This window comes from Mycobacterium arosiense ATCC BAA-1401 = DSM 45069, from assembly GCF_002086125.1.
Lineage (GTDB): Bacteria > Actinomycetota > Actinomycetes > Mycobacteriales > Mycobacteriaceae > Mycobacterium > Mycobacterium arosiense.
Genome location: NZ_MVHG01000029.1, coordinates 1 through 25,305 on the forward strand (window position 1 = coordinate 1; position 25,305 = coordinate 25,305).

At 65.4% G+C, this 25,305-nt stretch carries 29 protein-coding genes and 1 pseudogene; 9 read left to right on the forward strand and 21 right to left on the reverse strand.

The window, feature by feature from the left end:
• The 3 genes and pseudogenes from BST14_RS31425 to BST14_RS30965 all read left to right on the forward strand — a co-directional run.
• A pseudogene (locus BST14_RS31425) lies at positions 1–537 on the forward strand (hypothetical protein); the annotation flags it as partial.
• Positions 534–1,133, forward strand: a complete 600-nt coding sequence (locus tag BST14_RS30960) for a hypothetical protein (RefSeq protein ID WP_225337337.1) — start codon at positions 534–536, stop codon at positions 1,131–1,133. The pseudogene BST14_RS31425 and the gene BST14_RS30960, both read left to right, overlap by 4 nt.
• Before the next feature lie 114 nt (positions 1,134–1,247).
• A complete protein-coding gene (locus BST14_RS30965) occupies positions 1,248–1,643 on the forward strand; it encodes a hypothetical protein (protein ID WP_225337336.1) in 396 nt (131 codons plus the stop codon).
• On the opposite strand, the gene BST14_RS29520 is transcribed toward BST14_RS30965, so the two are convergent.
• From BST14_RS29520 to BST14_RS13660, 18 genes are all read right to left on the reverse strand, one after another.
• Entirely contained in the window at positions 1,640–2,038 is a 399-nt protein-coding gene (locus BST14_RS29520; RefSeq protein WP_139830093.1) for a hypothetical protein, read from the reverse strand. The genes BST14_RS30965 and BST14_RS29520 overlap by 4 nt on opposite strands.
• A gap of 62 nt (positions 2,039–2,100) precedes the next feature.
• The gene (locus BST14_RS13585) at positions 2,101–2,406 is read right to left on the reverse strand and encodes a hypothetical protein (RefSeq protein WP_036474318.1); all 306 of its coding nucleotides are present in this window, start codon (positions 2,404–2,406) and stop codon (positions 2,101–2,103) included.
• A gap of 10 nt (positions 2,407–2,416) precedes the next feature.
• On the reverse strand, positions 2,417–3,394 hold the full coding sequence (locus tag BST14_RS13590; protein ID WP_081284056.1) for a type VII secretion target: 978 nt from the start codon (positions 3,392–3,394) through the stop codon (positions 2,417–2,419).
• 178 nt (positions 3,395–3,572) lie between these two features.
• Positions 3,573–4,502 carry a DUF2637 domain-containing protein gene (locus BST14_RS13595; RefSeq protein ID WP_036473331.1) on the reverse strand — a complete coding sequence of 310 codons (930 nt, stop codon included), beginning with the start codon at positions 4,500–4,502 and terminating at the stop codon, positions 3,573–3,575.
• Between the two features lie 299 nt (positions 4,503–4,801).
• Entirely contained in the window at positions 4,802–6,181 is a 1,380-nt protein-coding gene (dnaB, locus tag BST14_RS13600) for a replicative DNA helicase (protein ID WP_051641719.1), read from the reverse strand.
• 11 nt (positions 6,182–6,192) lie between these two features.
• Entirely contained in the window at positions 6,193–7,434 is a 1,242-nt protein-coding gene (locus tag BST14_RS13605; protein WP_036473337.1) for an oxygenase MpaB family protein, read from the reverse strand.
• Positions 7,435–8,192: 758 nt separating this feature from the next.
• A complete protein-coding gene (locus tag BST14_RS29525) occupies positions 8,193–8,453 on the reverse strand; it encodes a hypothetical protein (RefSeq protein WP_084954305.1) in 261 nt (86 codons plus the stop codon).
• A 48-nt stretch (positions 8,454–8,501) separates the two neighbouring features.
• Positions 8,502–9,239, reverse strand: a complete 738-nt coding sequence (locus BST14_RS13610; RefSeq protein WP_051641659.1) for a hypothetical protein — start codon at positions 9,237–9,239, stop codon at positions 8,502–8,504.
• A gap of 169 nt (positions 9,240–9,408) precedes the next feature.
• Positions 9,409–11,148 (reverse strand): SNF2-related protein, encoded by a 1,740-nt coding sequence (locus BST14_RS13615; RefSeq protein WP_051641660.1) that lies wholly within the window; start codon positions 11,146–11,148, stop codon positions 9,409–9,411.
• Entirely contained in the window at positions 11,145–11,558 is a 414-nt protein-coding gene (locus BST14_RS13620) for a hypothetical protein (RefSeq protein ID WP_051641661.1), read from the reverse strand. The genes BST14_RS13615 and BST14_RS13620 overlap by 4 nt, the downstream gene beginning before the upstream one ends.
• Entirely contained in the window at positions 11,555–12,187 is a 633-nt protein-coding gene (locus BST14_RS13625; protein WP_225337344.1) for a DUF1643 domain-containing protein, read from the reverse strand. Before BST14_RS13625 ends, BST14_RS13620 begins: the two co-directional genes overlap by 4 nt.
• Before the next feature lie 42 nt (positions 12,188–12,229).
• A complete protein-coding gene (locus tag BST14_RS13630; protein WP_036473344.1) occupies positions 12,230–13,105 on the reverse strand; it encodes a DUF6551 family protein in 876 nt (291 codons plus the stop codon).
• A gap of 214 nt (positions 13,106–13,319) precedes the next feature.
• Positions 13,320–13,778, reverse strand: a complete 459-nt coding sequence (locus BST14_RS13635) for a WhiB family transcriptional regulator (protein WP_225337334.1) — start codon at positions 13,776–13,778, stop codon at positions 13,320–13,322.
• Positions 13,775–14,338 (reverse strand): hypothetical protein, encoded by a 564-nt coding sequence (locus BST14_RS13640; RefSeq protein ID WP_225337333.1) that lies wholly within the window; start codon positions 14,336–14,338, stop codon positions 13,775–13,777. Before BST14_RS13640 ends, BST14_RS13635 begins: the two co-directional genes overlap by 4 nt.
• Before the next feature lie 62 nt (positions 14,339–14,400).
• On the reverse strand, positions 14,401–14,730 hold the full coding sequence (locus BST14_RS13645) for a WhiB family transcriptional regulator (protein ID WP_051641662.1): 330 nt from the start codon (positions 14,728–14,730) through the stop codon (positions 14,401–14,403).
• Entirely contained in the window at positions 14,727–15,287 is a 561-nt protein-coding gene (locus tag BST14_RS13650; protein ID WP_225337332.1) for a hypothetical protein, read from the reverse strand. The genes BST14_RS13645 and BST14_RS13650 overlap by 4 nt, the downstream gene beginning before the upstream one ends.
• The gene (locus BST14_RS13655; RefSeq protein ID WP_240631779.1) at positions 15,284–15,553 is read right to left on the reverse strand and encodes a hypothetical protein; all 270 of its coding nucleotides are present in this window, start codon (positions 15,551–15,553) and stop codon (positions 15,284–15,286) included. The genes BST14_RS13650 and BST14_RS13655 overlap by 4 nt, the downstream gene beginning before the upstream one ends.
• 288 nt (positions 15,554–15,841) lie before the next feature.
• Positions 15,842–16,531 carry a hypothetical protein gene (locus tag BST14_RS13660; protein ID WP_245845398.1) on the reverse strand — a complete coding sequence of 230 codons (690 nt, stop codon included), beginning with the start codon at positions 16,529–16,531 and terminating at the stop codon, positions 15,842–15,844.
• A gap of 179 nt (positions 16,532–16,710) precedes the next feature.
• Here BST14_RS13660 and BST14_RS13665 point away from each other — a divergent pair, with 179 nt between their 5' ends.
• Positions 16,711–17,157 (forward strand): helix-turn-helix domain-containing protein, encoded by a 447-nt coding sequence (locus tag BST14_RS13665; protein ID WP_064939214.1) that lies wholly within the window; start codon positions 16,711–16,713, stop codon positions 17,155–17,157.
• A gap of 800 nt (positions 17,158–17,957) precedes the next feature.
• On the opposite strand, the gene BST14_RS13670 is transcribed toward BST14_RS13665, so the two are convergent.
• Entirely contained in the window at positions 17,958–18,743 is a 786-nt protein-coding gene (locus tag BST14_RS13670) for a hypothetical protein (protein WP_036473359.1), read from the reverse strand.
• Between the two features lie 137 nt (positions 18,744–18,880).
• On the opposite strand from BST14_RS13670, the gene BST14_RS13675 reads away from it, so the two are divergent.
• From BST14_RS13675 to BST14_RS13685, 3 genes are read left to right on the forward strand one after another with little or no spacing between them, the layout of a single operon-like run.
• Complete coding sequence (locus tag BST14_RS13675; protein ID WP_176234870.1) at positions 18,881–19,579, forward strand: class I SAM-dependent methyltransferase; 699 nt, start codon at positions 18,881–18,883, stop codon at positions 19,577–19,579.
• A 24-nt stretch (positions 19,580–19,603) separates the two neighbouring features.
• Positions 19,604–20,254, forward strand: coding sequence for a phosphoribosylanthranilate isomerase (locus BST14_RS13680; RefSeq protein ID WP_051641663.1), 651 nt, complete (start codon positions 19,604–19,606; stop codon positions 20,252–20,254).
• Between the two features lie 49 nt (positions 20,255–20,303).
• Positions 20,304–22,184 (forward strand): ATP-binding protein, encoded by a 1,881-nt coding sequence (locus BST14_RS13685; protein WP_051641664.1) that lies wholly within the window; start codon positions 20,304–20,306, stop codon positions 22,182–22,184.
• 26 nt (positions 22,185–22,210) lie between these two features.
• Here the strand turns inward: BST14_RS13685 and BST14_RS13690 are convergent, their stop codons facing one another.
• Positions 22,211–22,396 (reverse strand): hypothetical protein, encoded by a 186-nt coding sequence (locus BST14_RS13690; protein ID WP_036473362.1) that lies wholly within the window; start codon positions 22,394–22,396, stop codon positions 22,211–22,213.
• A 137-nt stretch (positions 22,397–22,533) separates the two neighbouring features.
• Positions 22,534–23,055 (reverse strand): hypothetical protein, encoded by a 522-nt coding sequence (locus tag BST14_RS13695; RefSeq protein WP_084954308.1) that lies wholly within the window; start codon positions 23,053–23,055, stop codon positions 22,534–22,536.
• A gap of 342 nt (positions 23,056–23,397) precedes the next feature.
• Here BST14_RS13695 and BST14_RS13705 point away from each other — a divergent pair, with 342 nt between their 5' ends.
• Together BST14_RS13705 and BST14_RS13710 are read left to right on the forward strand one after the other, a co-directional pair.
• Positions 23,398–24,087 (forward strand): HNH endonuclease family protein, encoded by a 690-nt coding sequence (locus BST14_RS13705; protein ID WP_051641665.1) that lies wholly within the window; start codon positions 23,398–23,400, stop codon positions 24,085–24,087.
• Positions 24,088–24,248: 161 nt separating this feature from the next.
• On the forward strand, positions 24,249–25,304 hold the full coding sequence (locus BST14_RS13710; RefSeq protein WP_036473372.1) for a hypothetical protein: 1,056 nt from the start codon (positions 24,249–24,251) through the stop codon (positions 25,302–25,304).
• Position 25,305 lies beyond the last annotated feature (1 nt).

The window sequence follows — 25,305 nt, forward strand, 5'->3', positions numbered from 1 at the left end:
CCTAAGCCCCCAGTCGAGGGCCTCCCACCTGAGGGCGTGCGGCCGCCCGTCGAGGGGCCCCTGACCGAGGGGCCTGCGAGTCGTCCCAGCGCGGTGGCACGCGGAGGGCGAAGCCTCTATGACCAACACGGCGGTGAGTGGCGCTACTACCCCGGTGACGAATGGCAGCACAATCCGCACTGGGATTACAAACCCCGCCCGGGGCCGGGCTCTGACTGGGAAAACGTTCCCATTGGCGGGCTACCTCCAGTCAGCGGCCCCTCGATCATCTCCGGTCTGCCGCCGTGGTTGCTCAATCCGAATGCGCCCGCACCGCCGGGCGTGATCGGGCCACCACAGAATCCGTTGTTGGCGCCGTTCCCCGGCGCCACCATGCCGGCGCCACCCCCGGCATCCTCCCCGCCGCCGGCGCCGAGCTTGATCCCCCACATCAGCCCGCCGCACATCGACGTGCCACCGCCGAGCCCCGCCGAAACCGAGGTGGCCGGCGGCGGGCTACTTCTGTTGCTCCTCCTGGGCGCGGTGGCCATCGCATGAACGACGTTTCCCCCATGCCGACCGCGTTTGATCCCACCGCGGTGTCGTCGCTGGCACAAGAAATCGCCCAGCACGTCGGCCCCTTGCAACATGTGGCCTCCACACACCTGCACCTCTGGTTGCCGGCACTCGCCGTCCCCTCCGCGTGGGCTATCGCCGACGCTGACGCCCCCGCGGTGACGCGTCTGCTGCTTCGCCGCGTGAACAGCACCAACCACTGGGATGGCTGCGAGGTCCTCAACCTGTACCGGGTACCGGGCACGGTGCCAGAAGCACTTGTTCTACGTAACGCCGACCGCATCTTGCGCGACAGTCAGGCAACCGAGATCAGCGCTCACCCGGTCGACGTACCGCCGCAATACGCAATCGTCGCCACCCGGGCCTCGGGCCGCCTAACCACCGGTAACCGCCAGGTTCTCAGTCACTTCAACAACTACGTCGTCAACAGCGCTGGCGGCGGGGCACTCATCGAGCAAGCCGTTGTCGTTGGCGCCGACGCCCAGTCGGCCTTAGCCGCGGAGTGCGCCGCATTGACTGAAAACCTGTACCGCTCGCTACTTGCCAGCATCGACCGTCCGCACGATCCGAGATTATGAGCCCGCGCTGCGCGATGAAGAAATCACACATCGTCCGTCTTGTCTTTGCGCCTCGGTATCATTCAACAACGACACTCAACTAGGTGCCTGGATAATCCCATGAACATAATTCGCGTGAACTATCTGCCCCGCTTTGATTACGGGCACGATGCGGTGTTGCTGACTCTGGACGGCCCTGGGCTCGACACTTTCCGCGCCGCACTCAACGACGCCATCCAGCGAGGGTCGTCGCGTTTGGAGCACGACAGCGTGACCCACGAATTCGTCATCAGCGCCGGCGCAGCCGATATCACCCTTGACCCAACGCACGTCACTTGGCAACTTGACCCGGCCAAAGCGGACGAGATCTCCCTTGACCTAACGGTTTTGAGCCAGAAGGGCCGCGCCGGCCATAACTACGTCGATATGTCGACACCTGCACCCACCCTCGTTGTGTCGCGCGACGAATACCTCGCAGTGACCTATCCCTGGATCGACCCGCCGGCACAAAGTCAAGGTACCCACGCCTAGGGCACGCTCCTGCGGCCTGCATTGGCTCCTCTCGGCCTGGGGGTCGAATGCCGTTCGGGCAGCGTTCTTTCCGCTGCCGCCGCGCAACCATCATTCGCCTCACGGATGAGGTTACTGGGCGGCAAACCGGTGGTGTGGATGCTCAGGCGTGAGCAGCAGTCCAAGCGACGGCGAAGTAGCTCACCATCAATCCGACGCCGATCAGCAGTGGCGCGATTCTGTAGGTGGCTGCGTGCGGATGGCTTCAGCCACAGGATTACTGCGACGTACGAGGCGATATGCAGGGCGTAGAAATACAATCCGGCGGCGGCGAGGGTGAAAGTCACCACGAACCAGAATCCGACTCCGGCGGCGAGGCCCGTCCCCAGGAAGGCCACCCATTGGATGCGGTTCAATGCTGTCATTCTACTGCCTGAGTTCCTCAGTGCGAGTGGAGATTTCGCCACGGCCGCGTCGCTCACACTTCATCCGACTCGGAGGTCTGATGAGTCATTGGTCCCACGTTGTTCGACGCTCTTTCGAGTACGAAAGTTCCTTTGCGTAGCGACCACCTGTAGATCCACAGGTTGAGCACGACGAGTACCGCCAGAACGTAGCTCGAGGGCGAGGGCTTTGTCGGAATCAGAAGAACCAGTACACAAGTGGCGACCCAGTAGATGTTCTGTCCCACTGTTGCCCACATTCCGCGACGCATGACGACCGCAAGCAGAATGAAGTACAACAGCACTGGCAAAATCCACCAATACTCACCCACGTTCTTCATCGAGACGTCCTTAGGGCCCGGCGATCATGCTGGGCATGATGGGTCCAAGTCCTGAATTTCCGCCTGTAGCAGTGCCGTTGAGGAAGGAGAACTGGAAACCACAGTCGTCGGGCATGTAGTAGTGAATGCTGGGGTTCGCTGCCGACAGTGTCGCGATTTGCGGAAGAGTTATCGGCTCCCATGGACCTCGGTATGCCGGCGGGCTGATGCCTGAGAGGCCGCCGGTGTTGGTACCGCCCAGCTCGCCGGTGATCTCGTTGGGGGCTTTAGGGGCCCATGCCGGCCCGGCGATTGTGCCCTGCGTCCATTTTTGAGCCTCGTAGGTGTACTGCACCCATTGCTGCTGGTGGCCGTCAACGGGGTCAGTGCGGGTGTAGTGCGTGTAGTCCTCACCTGAGATGCGGAAGCGATATTGTTCTTGCAGGTAGGCGAACGGCGGAGCGTTGTCATCGGCCCATGTTTTGCCGCCGGGCGGATAGAAGCCTGTGGGGCCGCCCTCAAGCGAAGGGCCTTTCCAGGGGCGGTGTCCAGTCCAGGGCGGCGGCGGAGTTTTCCCCACGTAGGGCGGCGGGACGATGTCTTGCCAGTGACCGAATCGTTCGTCTCCCACAAAGGGATTCCTGGGGTCGATCGCGGGCTGGGGTTGGTCGGGGTCGTTCGCAGCGTCCTTGTTGTCGACGGGGCGGAACTCGTTGTCCAGTGCCTGCGCGCCGGTCTGGTCGGCCTTGGTGTAGGTGGCGCTGTGCTCAGTGAAGCGCTGCGAGTAGGTGTTGAAGTCGGCGACCTTGGCCTGGAGCGGGCCCTCGGCCTTGGCCAGGCCGGCGGCGATGCCCACCGCCGTGGGGTAGCCCATCGGCCCGTGAGTCTGCATGACCCGCTGTAGTTCGGTGACGGCCTGCGGTGAAATCTGCGCTGCACGCTGGGCCAGCTCAGAGTAGGCGTCAGCGAACCGCAACAAGTCAGCCGGGTTGGCGTTTAGCTCCGCCATGTCCACCCCCCCATGGTGTCTTTGCCCGCGGCCGTGTCTGCGCTCGGGCCGGCTTCAGCCTACTGCGCGCTTTGGACAGGGTAAACCGCTGACCATCGGCGGTTGAGGCGCACGTCGCGGGCCACGTCCCACAGCAGATGCGGTGCTGCACTGCCTTTGCCTGCAGCAGCGCGCCGAGTCAGAGTTGGTTGGTCCCGTCCGTCGACGGAATGGCAGCGAGCCGGGCCAGCACGTCGTCTGCGGTGTGTGTGATGGTGCGAACGTCGCGGTGGTGCAGGTCGTGGTCGGCGCATACCGCCCGTTTGGAATCTCTCTTGTCGTAGAGACGGTGCAAGATCTCGGCGAGCTGCGTGGTGGGCAGCTCGCCGATCTTGCGCACGTCGCTGTTCTGCTCGCGTATGACTGCGGCGATGGATTCCCACCAGAGCCGCCGCTCGGCCTCGGATCGCGGGCCGCTGCTGACAGTGCCGGCGGCCGGCGAGAGCGGCACTGTCGCACCAGCCGGCGTCTCGATACCCTCACCGCCGTTACGTGGGGAGGCCAGGGTCAGCAACGCCAACGTCGAGCAGATCAGCGACATGTCGACCCCGATCGGCCACAGCCACGCCGTACCTGCGCTCATACCGACCAAGATCATGAGGTTCCGCAGAGACACGAACGACATCGCGAACGCACAGCCGGCGACACCCGCCATCAGCAGCAGCGCAGCGCCCAGCACGGCGGCGTCGACGCGGCGGTAGCCGTGTCGACGGTTCTTGATCAGTAGAGCCACCGAATGCGTCGACCCGAGCAGGATCGCGGGCGGAACGGCGGCCGCGATCGAGGCCAGCAGCTTCAAGTGGGGAGCCGGCGCAGTCATCCACGCATGAATCACGTTGCCGCCGATGGAAACCACGGTGGCGAACAGCAACCACATCCAGAAAAACCACACTGCGTGGCGCCGGGTGGCGTCGGGTTTGACGACATCGCTTTGGGCGAGGGTCCGCGACGGCTTCGCCTCGAGCGCAAGCTCCGCGGGCGCCGGTCCTGGCCACGACGAAGCGGACCGCAGGTGCTCGGCGGTGTCTGCCCCGTTACGGGCCGGAGCATCGTTATCAAGCACTGTCATGGGGTTTCTCAGTTCTCGTTATTCCGTCTCTGGGGTGACACCTGAGGGGTACAACGCCGCGGACGACATTGTCCGCGCTCGGAATCAGCTGTAGCACAATCTGATTAGTTGACCGCAGCCTTGCCTGGCCGGATGGTAACAGCCCGAACGGACACCGTCGATGGATAGCGCACCTGGTGGGGATAACGCGGCTCAGTCCTGTGCCGCTTCGGCCCTGCACTGGCCGCGATGGAGTTCGATGTGACCACCTTCAATGAGCCTTTCGCCCGTCGTGGTCGTCGAAGACCACCACCACGAACTCAGCTGCGGGCCAGGTCGCGAAAACTTGACATGTGCAGGGTGCTCGCGACTGTCAAAGTTCTTGGGGCGGGCCCATTTCGTTGTTTGGCGACGATCAGGTCCGCCTCGCCTCCTCGGGGGCTGTCCCGATCGTAGGCGTCGGGCCTGTGAATGAGGATGACCATGTCGGCGTCCTGCTCCAATTGACCGGTCTCGCGTAGGTCAGAGAGTTGGGGGATTTTGTCGGTGCGTTGTTCGGGCCCGCGGTTGAGCTGGCTGACGGCGACGACCGGCACATCGAGTTCTTTGGCCATCAGCTTGAGGCTGCGGGAAAATTCGGCCACTTCGGTCTGGCGGGATTCGACACGCTTGCCTGAGGTCATCAGCTGCAGATAGTCCACCACGATCAGCTGTAGCTCGGTCTTTTGTTTGAGCCGGCGGGCTTTGGCGCGGATCTCCATCATGGTCAGGTTGGGTGAATCATCGATATACAGTGGAGCGTCGGTGATTTCGCCCATGCGGCGCGCCATTTTGGTCCAATCGTCATCACTGAGACGTCCAGAGCGCATGTCGGCCAACTTGATCCGCGCTTCGGCCGACAGCAGCCGCATCACGATCTCTGACTTGCTCATCTCAAGGCTGAAGATGACGCTGGCCCTGTTGTGGTGGATGGAGCAGGATCGCATGAAATCCATTGCCAGAGTGGATTTGCCTTGGCCGGGCCTGCCCGCCACGATGACCATCTGTCCACCGTGTAGACCGGTGGTGAGGTCGTCGAGCTCGGCGAATCCAGTGGGAACACCGCGGGTCAGTCCGCCGCGGGACTGGATGGCGTCGATCTCGTCCATGGTGTCTTGGATGAGATCGCCCAGCGGCGCATAGTCCTGGGAGGCGCGGTCTTCGGTGACGTCATAGACCTCGGCTTGGGCCCGATCGACTACCTCGGCGATGTCAGCGCCGTCCGCGCCGGCGTAGCCGTACTGCACCACCCGGGTGCCGGCTTGCACCAGGCGGCGCAGCACGGCCTTTTCGGCGACGATGCCGGCGTAGTAGCCGGCGTTGGCCGCGGTGGGCACCGCGGAGATCAGCGTGTGCAGGTACGGCGCACCGCCGACCCGGGCTAGCAGGCTGCGCCGGTCGAGCTCGGCGGCCACCATTACCGCGTCGGCGGGCTCGCCGCGGCCGTACAGGTCCAGGATCACGTCGTAGATGCTCTGGTGGGCTGGCCGGTAGAAGTCAACCGGGCGCAGCCTTTCCAGCACGTCGGCGATCGCATCCTTGCTCAACAGCATCCCGCCCAGCACCGACTGCTCGGCGTCGAGGTCCTGCGGGGGCTGGCGCCGATCGTCGAGCTCGGTGTAAGCCTGCAGCCGCTGGCGGGCGCGGGTCGGTGTGGGCATCTCGAGATCGGTCATGCGGCCACCCACTGGGCGCCGTCGTGATCCTCGTCGCGGTCCCCGGCGAGTTCGGCCGCGATCACGGGCCAGCACTGATCACACACCATCGATTTCAGCGGCAGTTCGGGGCGCATGGTGGCGCGGTGTGAACCGCACAGCATGCACTGGCAGCCTCCGCTGATCGCCAGGTCCATCAGCAGGTCGGTGTCGATAGCGGATGGAGCCGCAATGTCTTCGACCGCAACGGGTTCCGCTGTCAACTGGGCTAGGGTTTCGTGCGCCCAGCGGGTCAAGGCCGCCGCCAAAGGCATCTGCGGGAACAACCGATGGGCCCGCCGTCCCGCCGCGGCCAGCGCGGCGATCGGGTCCACGGGACGGCCGAATTTCACCTCGTGTGCCTTGAGGAGCTCGGCGCGGCCGGCGGGGCTGGTGACCGCGGCCACTTGGGCATACCAGTGCGCAGTGGTGCGTTCCTGTTCCTGGCGGGCCTGGCGTTGGGCCCGCTGCTCCCAGGCGCGTTGCAAGGGGCGCAGCCGGGGTCCGGCACCGGGCACGTTGTGGTGCAGCCGCCACAGCGCGAGGCGCCAGGGCCGCTGCAGGTCCGCCGGCATCGGCCGGTGCAGCTTGTCGAGGATCTGATCGGGCAACCACCCTGCGGCCAGCCGGTTTTGGATCTGCGCACCCAGCATGAACCTCAGGTGCTTGGGCAGCCGTGCCAGCACCTCGGGCAAGCCGGCCAGCACCTGGCGCAGTTCGTCGGTGGATACCTCGACCTCAACCGGTCGGGAGCTGTCGGGCTGCTCGTCGTTGCGGGGGGTAGGGGGGTAGAGAGATTGGTTCTTATAAGGAAGGCGCCGCGAAAAGGTGACCGAATCGGGCTCGCAGTGGCTGCCCGAGGTGATGACCCGGCCGTCGCGATCCCGGGCGAGCACGGCGATATCACCGGTGAATTGGTCGTTGATCGCCACCATTGCGCGGGTGTTGCGGCCTTGGGCTGCCCGATAGACGATCAGCCCGTCGGCCGCCAACGCCGCTAGCGCGCGCCCGACGGTTTTGAGGTCGTAGCGTCGGCCGCCGCCGGCGGCGATGAGCTCGACGAGTTGTCCGAGTGCTACCCGGTCGTCGGTGATTCGGCTCCAGCCGCACAGCAGCTTGAGTACCGCGGTCAGGACGTGGCGTCGGGCGCCTCGCAGGCCAAGCTGGGCAGCGTGTGTTTCGACGCGGCCGCGCACCATTTCGGCGTCGGAAAACGTCACCCGCTGTCGATGCCGGCAAACTTCCTGCGGCCGGCCTCCGCCGCGCCGGCGCGCGCCGACATGTGGCGTCTTTGAGCAGTTCAGACGGTGTTTCTGCGACACTTCGCCTGAATACGTTGAATTGTGTCCTGGGTAAGAGCTACCCTGGGAACTACTTGTCACGCAGTTCTCCCTGTTCAGCACGGGGACCGAGATTCGAAGTTGGCGCTTCGGACCTCACGAAACTCGGAGTTGGCGCTCCGAATTCGACCTTCTGATCGATTCCCAGATCCCCCTTCCGGGGGGTTTCTGTTTTCTGGTCCCGCTATTTTTTTGTGGCGTCTCTCCCCTGGTGTTCGGGGATGTTGGGCGGCTATTGCCTCCTTTCCGACGTGGCTTCCTGATCCGAGTCGTCGGCTTCATCCGACCATGCCTTTGACCGATGAAGGCGGACCGACACGAACTTTCCTGTTTGCTGGCTCTAGCTCGGCGTCATACGGGGGCTCGGAGTCGCTGAAATCGTGTTTGCTGAGCTGCCCCCACCGACGATTTGCCAATTAAAACCGCTGGTAGAGCACCATTTCTACGCATTGTTTGCTGGCGGCCGACCGGCGGCACCGAAGGGCTCCACGCCCTCGAAACCGTGTTTGCTGGCGCGCTAGCCCCTCCATGGGCGTGGGGAAAAGCCCAGGTCGGCCCCGGTTGTCGGGCCGGACAACCGGGACCCCAACCGCCTGGTGCTAACTGTTGCAAGCACCCGCTGTTGGGTCGGGCGCAGATCACGCGGTGGCCTTGGTCAGCTCGGCGCCGAGCGCTAGGTCGACGCCGCTGCCGACGCGTACCGACCACCCGGCGTCGGTCATCTGCTGTCGCAGAAGGGGGTCGGGTTCGAGCAGGGCCATGGCCGTCGCGGGCTCTGTAGCCTGATCACTGCGATACCAGGCGTACGGGTAGCCAGCGGGATCACAGACGACCCAGCCACGATGGCCGGACGGTCGTCCTTTGGTGGCCGCACCGTCAGCGCTCTTGGCGGATGACATGAGAACTCCTTTCCGATTTCAGCTGCACCCCTGCCGGGTGCGGGAACCTCAGAGCCGAGGGGGCATCGACAATGCGCGCCCCGGCGGCTCGGCATCGCTGCCGTCGGCAACATCCACGCCGTAGTGGTGGGCCAGGGTGATCAGCACCGAACACGGGGCGCCGACGACACACTCACCGGTCGGCACGCCCTCGCGCTCCCCCGCCCACGGCCCAGCACTGAACGTGCACTCGGCGCAGACCACGGCAGAGTCGGGACAGCACAGGGTCTCCTCGCCATGGGCCGTTGCAGCGCTCGAGCTCTCGTTGCAGGCCTGGCAGACCATGACCACGGGGCGGTGCCGGGCCGCGTGTGCGAGCAGATCCGAACGATGCCCAGGCTCACCAGCTCGCCCGGGCGGGGCATCAGCCAGAATCGCCACGAAGATGCGCCGCAGCAGATCGGGGTAGCCACCCGCGGTGGCGGCGATGACATCGCGATGCGCGCCATCAGGGAGGTAGTGCGCGATTTCTTGTTCCACTGTGCCTCGGCTCAACGCCACCACCCAGCCGCACCGCTCGCAGCGCCGCGAGGCCAGCCAACGGCTGCCGTAGGTGAAGGGGCCTAACCGCGTGGCGATGTGGTTGCAGCGTTGTCCACACACTGCATAGATTTCGGGCCGGTAGCATTCTTCGACACCTGCCGCGACGCGAGGCCCGAAAACGGCGACATCCACCGCGTGCCAACGCGACTGAAATCCATCGCTGGCCGCCGCGATGGCAAACCGCGATTCGCCATAGCCACTCATCGGGTCACCGTCGCAGTGTCGGCGGCATCGGCGGCAACTGCGCCGGCACCGGACGGCGGCGACAGCCAACGCGGATCGACCTCAACCCCGCCCTGCTGAGCTCGCGCAGTGACCAATTGCCGACGACGCTGCGCGGCAACCGTATTCACCGAAGCCCCATCGTGCTGTCTCACGCTGTTTTCTCCATTGCCGGTAACCGATCGGCCTGCTCCACCACATGGGCGGCCAATCGCCTGATCTGCGCGTAGCGCTCCGGGGTCATCCGATCCGGGGCCGGCTTGCGCACGCCATCACCAGAACCGGTGATGAGCGCATCGGCCTGCAAAGTCTTGATGTCGAGCGTCTCGAGCATCACCGGATCAGACCCGAAATCGGTGGTCGCGAAATAGGCACGCACTGGCCTGGTCTGTCCGGGCCGCCCAGGCCGCCCCATGGCCTGCTTGTGCACGCCCGGGGACCAATCCAGCTCCCCGAATACCAGCGTGTTGACCACCTCTTGCAGCCCGTCGATACCAGCCCCCGAACGCAGCGACATGATCAGCACTCGGGCCCGACCGGCCATGAAATCGTCTAAGGACCGCTCTTTTTCCCTGTCCGTCTCGCGCCCGGTGTACATCGCCGGCCGGTAGGAGCGCAGCCGTTCGGCCCAGATGTCATGCACGGCGTGATGCCACCCCAGCAGGATCACCCGCTGTTCGCTTTGCAACAGCAGCTCCACGAAGTCGGCAACAAACGGCGCCTTGGCAATTCCGGTGTGCTGACGCATCATCCAGTCGAATTGACCTGCCGCCGTCCAGCGTTCGCGAGGGTTAGCAGACTGGTCCAAGATCAGCCGGGCCAGCGCAACCGCATTACCCTCTATCTCGCTGAGCACCTTGGGATCCGACGGCACCGACTGCTCGATCGGAATGATCGGCGGAACCTCGATACCGACCTCTTCAAGCGTGCGCCGCAGCAACAGACCCTGCGAGGTCAAATATGATCTCAACGCCGTCGGGTCATACACCTGGGTTTTGGTGTCCAGCCCCGAGGTGTGGCACCACTCCCGCGCGAACTCATAGCGGTCGCCCAACGCGCCCGGGCGCAGGACGTCGATGACGTTGTAGATCTCCCCGCCGTAGTTGTAGATCGGGGTCCCCGACAGACCAACACGGTAGGTGGCCTCGCGGGCCACGGTCATCGCGGCCTTATACCGGTCGGATTGGTCCCGGCGCAGTTCCTGCACCTCATCGAAAATCACCGTGTTCACAACACCTTTGAGGTGGTGCTGCCACTTGGCCAGCTTCGAGTAACTCATCACAATCAGATCCGCGGTGCGCCCGCGGCGCCGCAGCGAATGAATCGGCCCGGTCTTGACCTCGACCGAGGTGAGCTGAGGGTAGAAGGTGGCCAGCTGGCGCCGCCACTGCTTGGGCATCGTGCCGGTCAACGTGACCGCGAGAGCCGGGCGCGCCTGCGGCCGCTCCAACAGCGCCAGGCTGGTGAACGTCTTGCCCATCCCGAGCTCGTCGGCAACCAGCACCCCGCCGGTCGCCCACACCAGATCCCGCGCGGTGCGCTGATAGCCCCGCAGCGGCACCGCCGGCGACACCCATCCAGGGCCCGCATCGACCGACAGCGCGCCGCCGGAAAGAACATGCTGCACAGCGCTTTCGGCGCGCCGATGCTCGCCGGCCATCGCCCGCAGCCGCTGGCGATCCTGCAACGAGGCCTTCATGGGCCACCGGTCGGTCAGCCATTCCAAATCCCGCGCGACCTCGAGAGTGCCCGTCAGCGTGACCGTGCCACGGGTGGTGGCGGCAACCCGCGGAAAGATCCGCTTGATGCGGATCATGACGTCGGGCTCTGCCTCGATCTCCCACACCCCTTCCGGGGCCCACCGGTACTGACCGACGACGCGCGCCGTCACAGCACCAACCCCGGCCCCGGCAGCGCGACCATCCGCACCGGCACCCCGAAAATTTCGGCGGGCATCCCCGACAGCGAGGACAGCCGCGGCGTCGCGACCACCAGCGCCCCCACCCGCTCATGCGCGGCATACCGGGCCAACTGCGCCAGCACCGACGAACCGCTGGCCCGCATCTTGACCTCGAGAGCCACGCAACCATCAACGAGGAAGTCGGGCCGGTCGCGCTGGGTGAGCCGAAATTCCCGCTCAACCCGAAAGTCGTGCTCCTGCAAGACCTGTTCGATACCGTCTTGCAGGGCGATCTCGCGCGCTGCACGGTAGATCCGCCGCCCCAGGACCGCCACAATATGGTCAGCGATTGCCACCGCATCCGCCGCGGTGTCTTGCGTGGCGTAGTGCGGCGCGCTCACTGTGCCACCACGCTGTCGAACCCAGCGAGCGCATCGCTGTCTGTCAGCAGTGCAGACCACCGCGGGTCGACGTCGATCATGTCGCGGTGCGCTCGTGCAGTCAGGCATTGCAGCGGCGTGTCTTTGCGCAGATATAGCGGGTGGCGCGGCTGTCCGCTGCAGGTCCAGCCCAGTACGGCGAGGCTGCCGCCGGTGGCCTGACAGATCCGCCACATCCGGCTGGCCACGGCCCGGGCCCGCGCCGGGTCGGCGTCAGCACCCCAGGCCAAGACGATCACGTCGTGCGCGGCGGCCTGGGCGTCGAGCTGAGCGTCATTGTCGTACTGCGGATCGTCGCTGGTCCCGATCGGATCATCCATGCCGCCAAGGTCTTTGGGGTTGGTGGCCCGCGCGGCGTACAGGTTGGTCAAGGTGACCGCGCTGTAGCCGAAACCGTCGGCAAACCCGATGTCACGCCGCGATGTGGGGTCGTCGCGGTGCTCGTCGGCGGCCGACGGGTTCAAGGAGATGAACATCAGTGCCGGCCCGGGCCCACGCCGGCAGCTCAGCCAGTACCGGTAGCGCCGATCCGACGAGAAGTGCGCTCGGCGCTCGGGGCGATGCCAGTGCGGCAGGTGAAGATCCAACATCAATGTCACAACACACCTCTTATGAGTGAAAAGCCCTGCGACTCAGGCGCTTTTGGCTGGCAGGGGACGTGAGCGCGCGTTGCGCGCCCCGCCGCCGAAGGTGCGCGCGCAGACCAAGACACGCTGTCCTGGTACGCGGCGGTTCCTGTTGTAGAGCACCATGATCGTGATCGCCATCCGCACACCTGCGGTGCCGGTCAGGGTCTCCCCCAACGCGGCAGCGTGGGTGCGCAGGGCCGGCGGAAGCACACCCAGCAGGGTGTCGGCCAGCCGCTCCGGATCGATACGGTCGCCCAGATGGTGTTGGATCAAGCCGATGCCATGGACAAGCGGCGCATCGTAGGCATCCATGCGCAGGTCCCACACCTGAAAAATCAATTCCAGGGTGTCGCGAATGAGATCGGCGCCGCCGAGGGCAAAAAGCTTCTCCAATGTCGCGGTGCAGCGCACGTTTCCGGCCTTGGGTGCGTGATGAATCTGCAGCTCCAAACTGGTCACGACGCGTTCAATCGCCAGCACGTCAGGATCACCGCTGGCCTTGCGGGCCTGCCAGTGATCCCAGGTGGACGGGCGCCGCCGTTCCCGGTTGAGCCGATCAAACAACCGGGCTTCGTCAGCTACCGTCAGACCCTCATGGATGCGGGCCACCATCGTGGCCTGGGGGTCACGCAATCGCGCAGCCTCCCAACGGTGTTGGCCATCAACCAGCGCGTAGCGCGGGTTGTGGTCGTGACCGCGATCGCTGACCTCGATCACCCCGGCCAGCCGGCGATCCCAGCCGGCGGCCAGCTTGCGGGCCCGGCCCATATCGACCGCGCGCTGATAGGACGGATCGACGAACAACTCCTCGACGCGCACCGCGTCGATGTAGCCGCCCGCGTTGGCCGCCGCCGCGGTGACACTCACACTCATCGTCATGCTGCTGTGGTCCTTCCTCGCCGCGCACCCGGTGTGCGCTCCACGCCGCCGCCGGCATAGATGTCGTGGCAGGCATCGCATCGGGTCCGGCCCGGTGAGTGCCAGGTGGCTTTGCAGTCCACGCACAACCCACGCCGGTACGCGTCATGCCCATCGGCAGGTGCCCCGCTGCCCGCCGCCGCCGGCGCTCGTCTCGCCGTGCCGCCGGCCGCCCTCATGCCGCCCCCTGGTCTTCGGCGACGACTCCTGGCCGCTGCGCGCTGCGCCGCCGTTGGCGACGCAACTCACGGACACGTTCGGCCATGGTCATCCCGCCCAGGACACCGCGCTGATCACGGCCCTTGTTCAGCCCATAGCTGCGGCACTCGTCCAACACCGGGCAGTACTGGCAGATCGCCTTGGCTTCGGCCTGCACCAACGGACTACGGCTTAGCCAGTCGACCTCGGGAAACGCAGCGCACGCCCCCTTTGAGACGAAGCTGACCAAGTCCACTTCCTCGCTGGCCGGCGGCGGTTCTGGACAAGGCAACGACAAATACCGGTGCACCGAGCGGGGAGTGACCCGCAAGTAGTCGGCGATCGCATCAGGTGACTGGCCACGATTGCGCATCCGGTGCGCGGTGATTCGGTGGTTGATCGATCGCGTATTCGGTGTTGTCGCAACCTCATTCATGATCGGTCCCCCAACGTGTTCTCACGCAGCCGCCGATACTGCGCGCCGACGTCGGCGATACCCAGCCGCGCCAACGCCTCAGGAACACGGCCCGGGCCGACCGCGGCGCGCGGGCGCCCGTCAGTGGGCTTCGCGTGGATTCCTAACCGCGACATCACCGCGGTGAGCGTCAGCATCATCGACGCGCTCGGGCACGCCACCTTCATCCCTTGTCGATTGAAATGCGCCGCGGCATGCACCGCCCCGCGGCTGACTCCCACCGCTGCGGGCATGCCCTGCCCGAACAGCCACCGACCATCACGAAAGCCATAGCGGCCCAACACGGTTTGCGGATTGGCGATGACGATCGTGCCGCCGTCGGCGCCGACGTCGATCAACTCGACATCCTTGTGCGCCAGAGCCTGCGCCATCCATAAGGCGGTGGGCCCGTCCTCGAAGTGAATCCGCATCCGTTGACCGACACGCTCGATGGGTGTGAACGCCAACACCGCCGCGACGTGACGCGTACGCGTCTCGGGATCCTCACCCACAGCGCACAGATGCAACCGGACCGCAGACACGAACGAAGCGAAATCCTGCGACTGCGGCCGCGGCCGCCGCGGGGGTGCACATTTGGTCGCGTTCATGCCGAGACCCCCAGCCCGGTGAGCTCACCTGAACCCGCCTGCAGGCCAGCGATCTCACCCAACCTGGCCATCGCTAGAGCCCACTGAGTTTTCTTGCGGCGCTCGGGCACCCACACGCCGGCATACAGCCCGCTCTCGGCCCCAGAGGCGACTGCGTCACCCGCGCATTGCCGCCCCACGGGGCAGCGCCGGCACATCTGCTCGAGGTGGACCCGCACATCCTGCTTGGGCCGATGCTCAGGGGTCCACAACTCCGGGGCATCCGAGGTCTCCAGGTAGCACACGGCCTGCTTGCGCCACTGCTGCTCACGGATCACCATCATCATCGCGCACGCCCCAATACCATTGGTGTGCTCGTAATTTCAGCGATAAACCGCACCGCCATGCCGGCTACTCGCGCGGCAGCGGGCCGGGCGGGATCGTCGAAACGAATCGCTGACCACAGCGCGTCGTATTCGCGTCGCAGGAAGCCGAATCCCTCGTGGCTCGACGACAAGGCGCGCCTGGGGCCCACGGCCGCGCGCACGGCGCGCTGCTCGGCCAGTGCGGCACGACACCGGTCGCCGGCGGGCCCAATGGGGTTGTAGAGGTCGGCGATGAACCGGACGGCCATCGCGCCGGCCTGCGTAGCCTCAATGCGGGCGTGGTCGATGCGGTTGGCGCGTACGTCCTCCCAGAGCTCGTCGACCTCCTCGCCCAGCAGCATCGCGCCCTCTTCGACCGATCCCCAGATGCGCGGATAGGCGGTCAGGCTTCGGGTCAACTCCTCCCAGATAGCCAGCTCGGCGCACTGGTAAGGGCCCGCGGGGGCCGCCATCAGCTCGGCGGGTGTTGAGAGGTCTTCGATGGTGCTCGCCTCGACGAACAGCGCTGGTGTGCTCATACCAGCACCGCCTGCCGGTCCAGGCCCAGGTGCCGGATGCACTCGGCGCACGCCTCGTCGCCAGGCACGCACGGCCAGCTGCACAGCAGGCAGGAGCTGGTGCAACTACGGCAGGCCCATTGGCCGTCCACCCGGACTGGCTCGATCGGCTCCTTGCCGCACAGCGGGCAGTCAGCGAAGGCCGCGGATGCGGGCCGACTGAGGCCCAAGGAGGCGGCGACGGCCCCTGCGGCCGCGTCTAGGCCGGTGTTGGTGCACGTCAGCACCGTGGAACGGACATTGAGGGCAGAAAGGCTTGATTCCGCTGATGGGTAGCCTCTACCCTGAGATTGACTCAGCAAAGTCATCTCCTCCTTCAGGGGGGAAGACCCTTGGGCGCGAAGCTGGTACCTTCGTCGTCCAAATCCCAGAGTTAGCCCCCTTCGGGGGGTTCTCTGTTTTCTGGGACAGGGTCATCGCTATTGACATGTGCGAAAAGCGCCGCGTCCGCGGCGGGCGCAGCTAGCTCAGCAGCCGTACCACCACCTTCGAAAAGCCCTGCGCGCCAAGAAACATCACAAGATCCGTCCTTCCCCTGCCGCAGGGTCGGCGATGGCTTGCCGCACCAGCTGGCGTTGGCGGGTGCTAAGCCGGACAAGGTGGTTGGCCAGCGCCGCGGCCTCGGTGCCGTCCGGCGCCATATCCCCGGGGTAGACGACCAGCCTCGGCTCGCCGTCCGGGGCCGGAATCTCGGCAACGAACCCAAACCGAGCAACATCTTCGCCGCAGGCGTGCAGCTGCCACCCCTGGCGCAGCAACGCCAGCGCCCACCAGTACGCGATACGCACCCCGCGGTCGGGTTGGCACACCCGCCCCGGAATCGGCGCCACGCACTTACGGATCGGCGCCGGCGCGTTCATCAAGCCGAGCCCGCGCAGCAGGTCCAGGAGCTCGTCGAGCTGCTCAGTCCACCCGAGGGCACCCAGGCGCCACACCGCTTCGGCGAGCAGGGTGGGCACGTCATGGGGAAGCGCAGGGTTGTGGTCGTTGCTGCGCACCACCTCGACGAGGCGATACGAGGCCAGTCGCACACTCACGCGCGCCGCCAGCTGATTGGCATCGAAGTGCACGCCAAGCAGCAGATCGCCGCGCCGGCGCAGTTCAGTGGTCCACCAGTACACGGGACGCACGGCCTGGGCGGGCTGCTTGATCCGCGAGGTGGGAATGGGGGCGAAGCATGGCTCGAACCCGGCAAGGGAGGGCATCTGAGGCGTTGGGCGATGCCCAAGTGCGTGAGGCAGTTTCACCAAATCCTCCTCATTAAGCCGGTCTTACGCACACCATACTCTAAACTAAGACGATAAAGTAAGACACTAGGATTAACAATTTTCGGGAGCCCTCGGTGAACCTGTCTAGCTATGACGCGCCAGGCCGTAGACCTCGTATGACGCGCCGTGTGCTGCGTGGCTTCAACGCACAGACCTTCGCCGAGATCCGCCGTCACAACGGCATCAGCGTCAGCGACCTCGCCCGGGTCGCCGACGTCTCGCCGGCGACCATCTTCAACTGGGAAGGCGGCAAGGGAACCCCTCAGGTGGATCTGCTTGCCCGCGTTATGCGCATCCTCGACACTCCGATCGAGCAGGTTGTGACCATCCCCGCCGACGAGCGCTACCCCGGTGACTGGCGTGTCCTCAAAGGGCTGACCCAGCCCGAGCTGGCCGCGGCCGCCAAGATCGCCACCACCACGCTGCGCGGCATCGAACGCGCCGACGCGGCACTCACTGACACCAACGCGGCCAAGCTCGCACAACGGCTCGGAATCAGCGTCGAGGAATACCAAGCGGCCTACCAGCGCGCCCGCCAACGGCCTCCCGGCGCCCCGGTGTAACGGCGTCGCAACTCCCAGCAAATCCCTGCGGTCGACATAGCCTCGATCGGTACGCGCCGCGCAGCTGAGCTGCGTGTGGGGCAGGGCCGGCGCGCAACCAGCAGCCACAGCCACAACGGGCCTGCTGGCGAGCCTTTCCATTCCCATCGGTCCTCCGAACGCCCTATGCCTTTGCCCCGGCACCGAGGCTGGGTACAGAAAAATTCCAACAGGTCAAACGCGGAAAGTCACGAAAGTGAGCAAAGGAAAAAACGACAACTCGCCAATAACGATTCGATAACAATCGCTGGGGGCGGAGTCGGGTCGGCGAATGGGGCCAGCCGGTGAGCAGCAGGCACAGGGCGGTGGCGCCGAGGGGTGCCCAGCGGACTGCGGCAGTGGGCCGTGATGCACGGGCGCTGTGCTTTGGCGCGCTGTTTTCCGGCGTCCTTGGGGGTGGTTCTGAGGCGCTCACGGGGCGCGGTCTCCTTGCCTGGGCCTGGTGGGTATGGGTGCAGACGCTACCAACAAAAACACAGCGGTGCAATGGTTTGAAACATTGCGCTAGGTTTTTTGCTGGGGTGTAGTCCAAAGCATGCAGGGCAGCACGGCAGCGCCCGAGGGCTTCACCCCTTGGCTTGGACAGGTCCCGGCCCCTACCGCACCACTACTCGATATCGGTGACATAGCGACACAATGCGCGATCGGGCGGTCGTTCCGCGACGTCTTGCAGACCCGTTTGGTCGCGTACCAAGTCGTATTTCGTCCCGCCACATCGCGCGACTCGACGCGACTCGGCTAACGCGTCTTGCGGCCTGCGTTCAGGCAGAGTCGACGATGTCTGAGAGCGCGAGCGGCCCGTCGAACTGGTTACGCCCGGCGAGGGTGTCATAGACAGCGCCGGGATCGTCCAAGGTGACCGCATCGAGGTCGACGCCCTCGACTGAGTGTGGATCGACCCGCACCCACCGCCACGGATGGGCCACTACCGCAGCGTCATTGAGAAAACCGGTGTAGTAGCCGTCGAGAATCGTTTCACCGGGCAGCATCACAAGATGCAGCGAGCCAAAGAAGTAGCGGTCGTTGTGATTACGGAAATGACCCATCAGGTGTCGACCGAACAGCCGTGCGGTCACATCGGTTTCGTGCCCGGCCGAATGACCTTCAAAGCGCGGCGCCGGCGGATAGTTGCGGGACACGATCCCCGCTCCCCGCACGGTGACCGTCGACAGATCGACGTGCCGGTAGCCGCCACTGATCAGGTAGCCCGTCGCCCAGAGCCCTCCCAACAGCGCAGGATCTAGGCCTGGCCCGATCCCGGCGAGCACATCGTCATCCACTGCAACTGATGGGCCGCGAGGCTGTCCGTGGCCGAACAGCTCTTTGGCCGTCCAGCCCGAGAACATCTGCTCGAGCACCACACAGTGATGCCCTTGGGGAAGGGTCCGCACCTGACCTCCGACCCAGCGGTAATACTGCGATTTCGTGGGCGGAACGGCATTGCGGGGCAGGTCTAATTCCCGGGCCACGCGCTTATATTCAGCGATGAATTCGGAGTAAGCGTGCATGTGACGTTCGTCGAGAAGCGCCTTCAACAAATTCGCCACAAAGCCAGCCTAGAAGCCAAAAGCGACTCTATGCGACTTCACCACGCGACTCGACGCGACTCCGAAAGACGAGAAGAGGCCCGGAAGCGACATCGCTTGGCGCAAACTGGGTGCCCGCGGTGCTTACGATGAAGCCAATGACCGCCACCTCGCTGTTCAAAGACCACGCCAGCGCCTACGCCGCCTGGTCGGTGAAGAATCCGGTCAACAACCAATACGACCGGCCCACCATCCTTGAACTGGCCGGCGATTTGAGCGGAAAACACGTTCTCGAACTGGGATGCGCCGCCGGCGGCCTGACCACCCATCTGGTCCAACGAGCCGCCGAGGTCCTCGCCGTTGACGCCGAGCCGCAAATGATCGAGCTCGCCCGTCAACGGCTCGGCACTGCGGCCCAGTTCGAACTCGTCGACCTCGACCAGCCCACCGACATCGCCCCACCCGCCAGCGTGGACGTCGTCGTGGCCTCGCTAGTCCTGCACTACATCCAAGACTGGGCTCCGCTGATGCGAGAGCTTCACCGCTGCCTCAAGCCCGGCGGAACGCTGGTCTTCTCCATGCACCACCCCATCACCGGATGGCTGTTGTCAGATCGCGCGGATTACCACCGCACGCAGCTGGTCAGCGAGGTGTGGAACTGGGGTGGCCTCGAGGTGACAGCCCAGTCATACCGCCGGCCCCTATCGAGCATCTTCGGTGAACTCCGACGCGCAGGCTTCAGCATCGACACCGTCGAAGAACCACAGATCCAGCCCACCGCTGACATCGACGCCGAGCTGCTCCACGCACTGAACACCCAACCGTTCTTCCTCTACATACGCGCCCAACGCGACTAACTACCCGCCGCCATGAATCCTGCTGTGCGCGTGAAGATTTGCGGCATCGGCACCACTGACGACCTGGCGGCCGCGGTCACCGCCGGCGCCGACGCAATAGGACTGATCGTTGGCACCACACACCTCAGCGAAGATGAACTCGACATCGAACAAGCCCAACACCTCGCCGCGGCCACCCCGGTGTTCGTTTCCACGGTGCTGGTCACCCACCTCACGGAGGCCTCCCGCATCTGCGAAGTGGCAGACCTCCTCGGCGTCGACACCATCCAAGTCCACGGCGAGCTGACCGCCACTGCCGCGCGCGAACTCTGGCGCCACCGCGCACACCGCCGCATTATTCGCACCGTGCACATCACCGGCTCGCAGAGCATCGACGAAGCCGACGAAGCAGCCACCGCCGCCCACGCGCTCCTGCTCGATAGCCGCACCGAAACCCGTTTGGGCGGCACCGGCCTCACGCACGACTGGACCACCAGCCGTCGCATCGTCGAACGCCTCCACCCGCTGCCGGTCATCCTCGCCGGCGGCCTGGCCGCAGACAACGTCGGCCAAGCCATCGACACCGTCCACCCATTCGGCGTCGACGCCAACAGCCGCCTCAAATCCGCGACCGGCCGCAAAGACCCCGCCGCCTGCACAGCCTTCGTCGCAGCCGCCACCACCCGCGTCAGGTAAAAAGCCGCAACGTCGCTCTACGGCGCTATCGTCGCCCCATGAGGCCAGCATGAGCACCCAGGCCGACACCACAAGACCAGGCGCAATCGACCTCGCGCCTGGCGTCCAGCTGCCACCTGAAATCGTGACCGCCGGTGTCGCGGTACTAGCCAACCGCGGCGGCGGAAAATCCGCCGTCACACACCGACTCGTCGAACTCATGCACACCGCCGGCCTGCCAGTGGTCGTACTCGACGTCAAAGGCGACTGGTGGGGCATCCGCTCCAGCGCCGACGGCAAGGGCCCAGGCCTGCCCTTCGTCATCTTCGGCGGAGACCACCACGACGTACCCCTGGAACCAACCGCCGGCCAGTTACTCGCAGACCTCATCGTCGACGACCGGATCCCCGCCGTGCTGGACCTATCACACATGAGCAAGGCACAAGCACGCACATTTGCCACCGCATTCGCCGAACGGCTCTACCACCGCAACCGCGACCCCCTCCACGTGGTGATCGAAGAAGCCGACGTCCTCATCCCCCAGCGCGTATCAGCCGACACCGCGCGACTTTTGGGTGCAATGGAAGACCTCGCCAAACGCGGCCGCCACCGCGGCCTGGGCCTCACAGTGGTCAGTCAGCGCGCACAAGAAACCGCAAAATCCGTACTGGAACTGATGGAGACGGTGATCCTGCTCCGCATGACCGGACCCCGCTCGATCAAAGCCGTCCAAGACTGGATCAACGTCAACGCCGACCACGACGACACCACCGCCCGCCAAGTCATAGCATCCCTGCCATCACTGGCCGTAGGCGAAGGATGGGTGTGGAGCCCCGGGTTCCTCCGAATCCTCAAGCGCACAACGTTTCCGATGTTCAGCACCTTCGATTCGCACGCCACACCCAAGCCAGGACAAACACGGGTGGTCCCGAAGAAACGCGCCGACATCGACCTCGACAAACTCGGCGCAGAGATCGCCGCAACACGAGAACGCGCCCACCACAACGACCCACACACTCTTCACGCCGAAATACAGTCCCTGCGCAGCCAACTCGCCGCCGCCAGCGCACGCGCAGACCAGGCGACCCAGCAGGCGTCCGCCGCCGCGCAGCTCCTCGAGCAGCGCGAGAGTGAAATCGCCACACTGCGCGCACAACTGACCGACCTTCAGACACGACGTCACGAAGACCCCCACGTCGTCAAGTCACTGCGATCAGCGGCCGAACTGATCAACTCGGCACTGCACACCCTCACCACCGCGCCGGCACCGCCTACCGCACCAGCGCACGAGACCACATCCTCGACACGGCCTGCCGAGCCCAAGCACCCGAGCCAACCACGCCCCACCAACGCTGCCACCGCACAGCACAACGGCGACCCATGCTCCCCCACCACCCTCGGCCAACCGGCCGAACCAAACAGTGACGCGCCGTTGCGGTTTCGCTCCGGAGCGCACCGCATGATCACCGCGCTGGCTCGAATGGCCCCGCTGCGACTCACCAAATCCCAGTGGGCCACGGTCGCGCGAATGAAGCACACCGGCGGCACCTGGTCGACCTACCTCGGACAACTGCGCCGCGCAGGACTCATCGATGAAAACGCCACCGGGTTCACCTTGACCGAGGCCGGCTGGCAATACGTCGGCCACCGGCCCAAACCCATGACCGCCCAAGAGCTCCAGCAGCACTACCTCGGCATCCTGCGCGCCGGAGCGGCGCGAATGCTCCAAGCAGCCATCGACGCCTACCCGAACGGGTTGACCAGAGATCAGATCGCCCAGGCAGCCGATGTGAGCGTCAGTGGCGGCACCTTTTCGACCTACCTCGGCCAGCTGCGCCGCAACGGCCTCGTCGAACAACGCGGTGACCTCGTCGTTGCCACCGACGTCCTCATGCGCGCAGCATCAGGCGCAAGCGACTCACTGCCACACAGGGATTCAGAACAGCGCTGAAAGTCACGGGTGTCAGCCTGTTGCTTTTAGGCTGTTCGGCGCAGCCGAAGAACGTCGCGCACCACGCAGCCGACGCGCTCGGCGGCCTCCGCGGCCGATAGCGTCGGATTGAGCAGAATCTGCAGCTCGTCGGCAGTGAACCTGGGTTCGGCATCCCAGGGTGCCTCATCCCACCCGGTTTCGCTGAAGCCGGAAAACAATTCGTCGCGCACAGCAATCCTCACGAAAGTTGATGCTGAAGGGGAGCTTTCGAGCGCCATTACAAGATAGCCATCGCCGAGCGCTCCGCGGGGCGTCATCGCCGCCTCGGAAGAACCGCTCGCGTCGATCGTACCGGCGCCACCTCCCGTCAGTCATTTCGAGATGTCGGCTCAACGAACCTCCACCCGATCACGAATTCGGCCCAGCCACGCGCATGTGGCCGGGGCCGGCCGAGCTCCACCCAGGCTCTATGTGGTTCGTCGAAGACCCAGCGAAACACCAGGCCGGTGTCGCCCTCGCCCAGGAACGGCGCCGCGGCGACGTAGCGGTGACCCGCCGCTGCAAAAGCAGCCGCGAAGGCCGACCACTCACTGTCGTTCTCCCACCACAGCGGAGTGAGCGCGCCGGACTCCTCCAGCTCAGCAAGTGCCGCAACCTCGCCATGGGTGTCCACCGCGTGAACGAAACGGGCCCACCTCGGGTGGGGCCGCCGCGGCTTGCCGAGCCTTTCCCACAGCGCATGCGCGTTGTCCCAATGCCACGGCTTCTCCCAGAATTCCCACGGATCATCCGGCCAGCCGTCGGACTTCGTGGCAGCCAGAACGCACGCGAACTCGAACACCGCGCGGCTGAAATCGATCCACCGCCCACCTCTTTCATGCTCACCCATCGTGGCGTCCGCCGCGTATAGCAGTGTCAGTCACTCCCGAGCGTGGTAATCACGCCCCCTTCTTGGGAGGCATAGTGCTCGGCGAGAGCGTGCTCGGCATCAGTGAACGCGCGGATCGCCTCGGGCCGGCCAGGAACTCGAACCAACATCGTCAGATCTTGGATTCGCGCGGGAGGCAGTTTCGGCGCCTGCCGACTACTGTGCAAAGGCTCAGACACCAGCCCATTATCGACGACCGAACCGACATCACCGACGCAACAGCTCGACGCCCCAAGGGGCAACCGCGCTGTGCCGACGGACGAATTGATCGCCCTGTCATGAGACGGCGTTACGGTCGGCAACGTGCACGCCACCGAGACCACAACCCGAAGGCACCGCGCCAGCCGGTGGGCCGTGGCTGCGGCCGCGGCGATCACTGTCGGCTGCGCCCACCTCGGTGTCAGCCAAGCCGGCCCAGCGGCGCCGCCGCGGGCGACTGGCTCCGTGGCCGGCCTACTCGCACAGGTACGCATCGTCGACCAGATAAACCCCGCACCCGGGTATGACCGCGGATGCGGAAAAGGACACGGCTGCGTGTTCGGCCCCGCCTGGAACGATCCCCTCGATCACACCGGCTGCGACACCCGCAACCGCCTGCTGCACACCGCGTTACACGACATCGAATACAAGCCGGGAACGCGGAACTGCAAGGTCATCGCGGGCCGGCTAGAGCCCGATCCCTACACCGGGCAAATCGTCGACCTCAAACACGTGGCGGTCGATCACATCGTGCCGCTGCGGGCTTCCTGGAATGCAGGTGCGGCCCAATGGGATTTGCAGCAGCGCCGGATCTTCGCCAACGACATGACCGAACTCGTCGCGGTATCCAGCTCAGCCAACAGCAGCAAAGGCGACTCCACCCTGTCCGAATGGCTACCCGCGATCGACAAATGCCCCTACGTCATCCGCTATCTCACCGTCACCGTCAAGTACCAGCTGCCGATCACCGTCAAAGACCGCGCGGCCGCGGCTGCGGCCTGCCAGAGCGACTGAGCGCGCGATCTCTTCGCCGTCCGTGCCACACAATGTCGATAGGTGCCGCCCGGCCGGGGCGGATGGTGTCGCAGAATATTTGGCATGCGGCTCGCCCACATCAAGTGCCTGATCGTCAGCGCCGCGGAAAGCAGGCGCATCGACTCAGTCCCCGAGCTGCCATGAGCCGGCGGCGCGGCGCGCCCTGGGCGGCGACGAGCGTTCCGATCATCCGCCGGCAGTGGTGCAGCGCGCTCGAGGCCACAGCGGAGATCTCATTCGACCAGTACAAGGTCCCACCACCGCCGGATGCCTCAGCGCACGACATCGCCACGGCGAAAAGGATCCAACGTCTGATCGCGAGATTCGCCGACACCGCCCCCATCATCAGAGCCGAAGCCCAGGCCCTGCGCACCGCGGAGCTCTACTGGGTCGCCCGCGACATGGTCGACGTCGTTTTGGATGCTGCCCAATCCCTACCGGAATGGACACCGGCAGCCGCGTTACCGGCTCCCACCGGCATGCTGTGCTGGGCGAAATCCGCGGGCACCGTCCCTTCGGGAACACTCAAACCCGACGCGGTGGAGGCCGGGCTGAACAACCCGGCCTACATCGCCCAAGGCCTCACCCCAGACGTCGCCACCATCATCGACATCTCCTGGGACGGCGTGTGGTGGTGGAGCAGACCAGATGGCCTGCTCCAATTGGTGCCGTTCTCACGCGAGGACCAAAACCCTGAGGTGTTACGGCTCGCCGACACCACCTCCCCGGTCTGGGCAGCGCAAACCATCATGGCCAAACCCGACGTCCCGCGTACTGAGGAAGCCAACAACACCGAAAGCGCGCACCCCTTCGTCAGCGTCGTAGGAGCGGCCTGGTTACTCATGGCCCAAGCCAACGTCGCCGAAACCCGCACCATCGGATCTCCTCGACCCCCGGAGCCCCAACCGGCTGACATCGAAGATGATCACCAGCCCCCAGAGCGACCGCCGCGAGAACCCTCAACCGTGACGATCGTCGACCTGCGTGCCCGAGCAGCCACCTATGAACCCGGCGCCGAGCCCGGCCGCACCTACAACCACCGCTTCCCCGTCGCGGGCCACTGGCGCCAGCAGGCCTGGGGCCCCAACCACAGCTGGCGCAAACCCAAGTACATCGGCGACTACATCAAGGGCCCCAAAGGTGCTCCGCTGATCGCCCCGAAAACCCGGGTGCACGTACTACGCAAAGGCCGCTGAC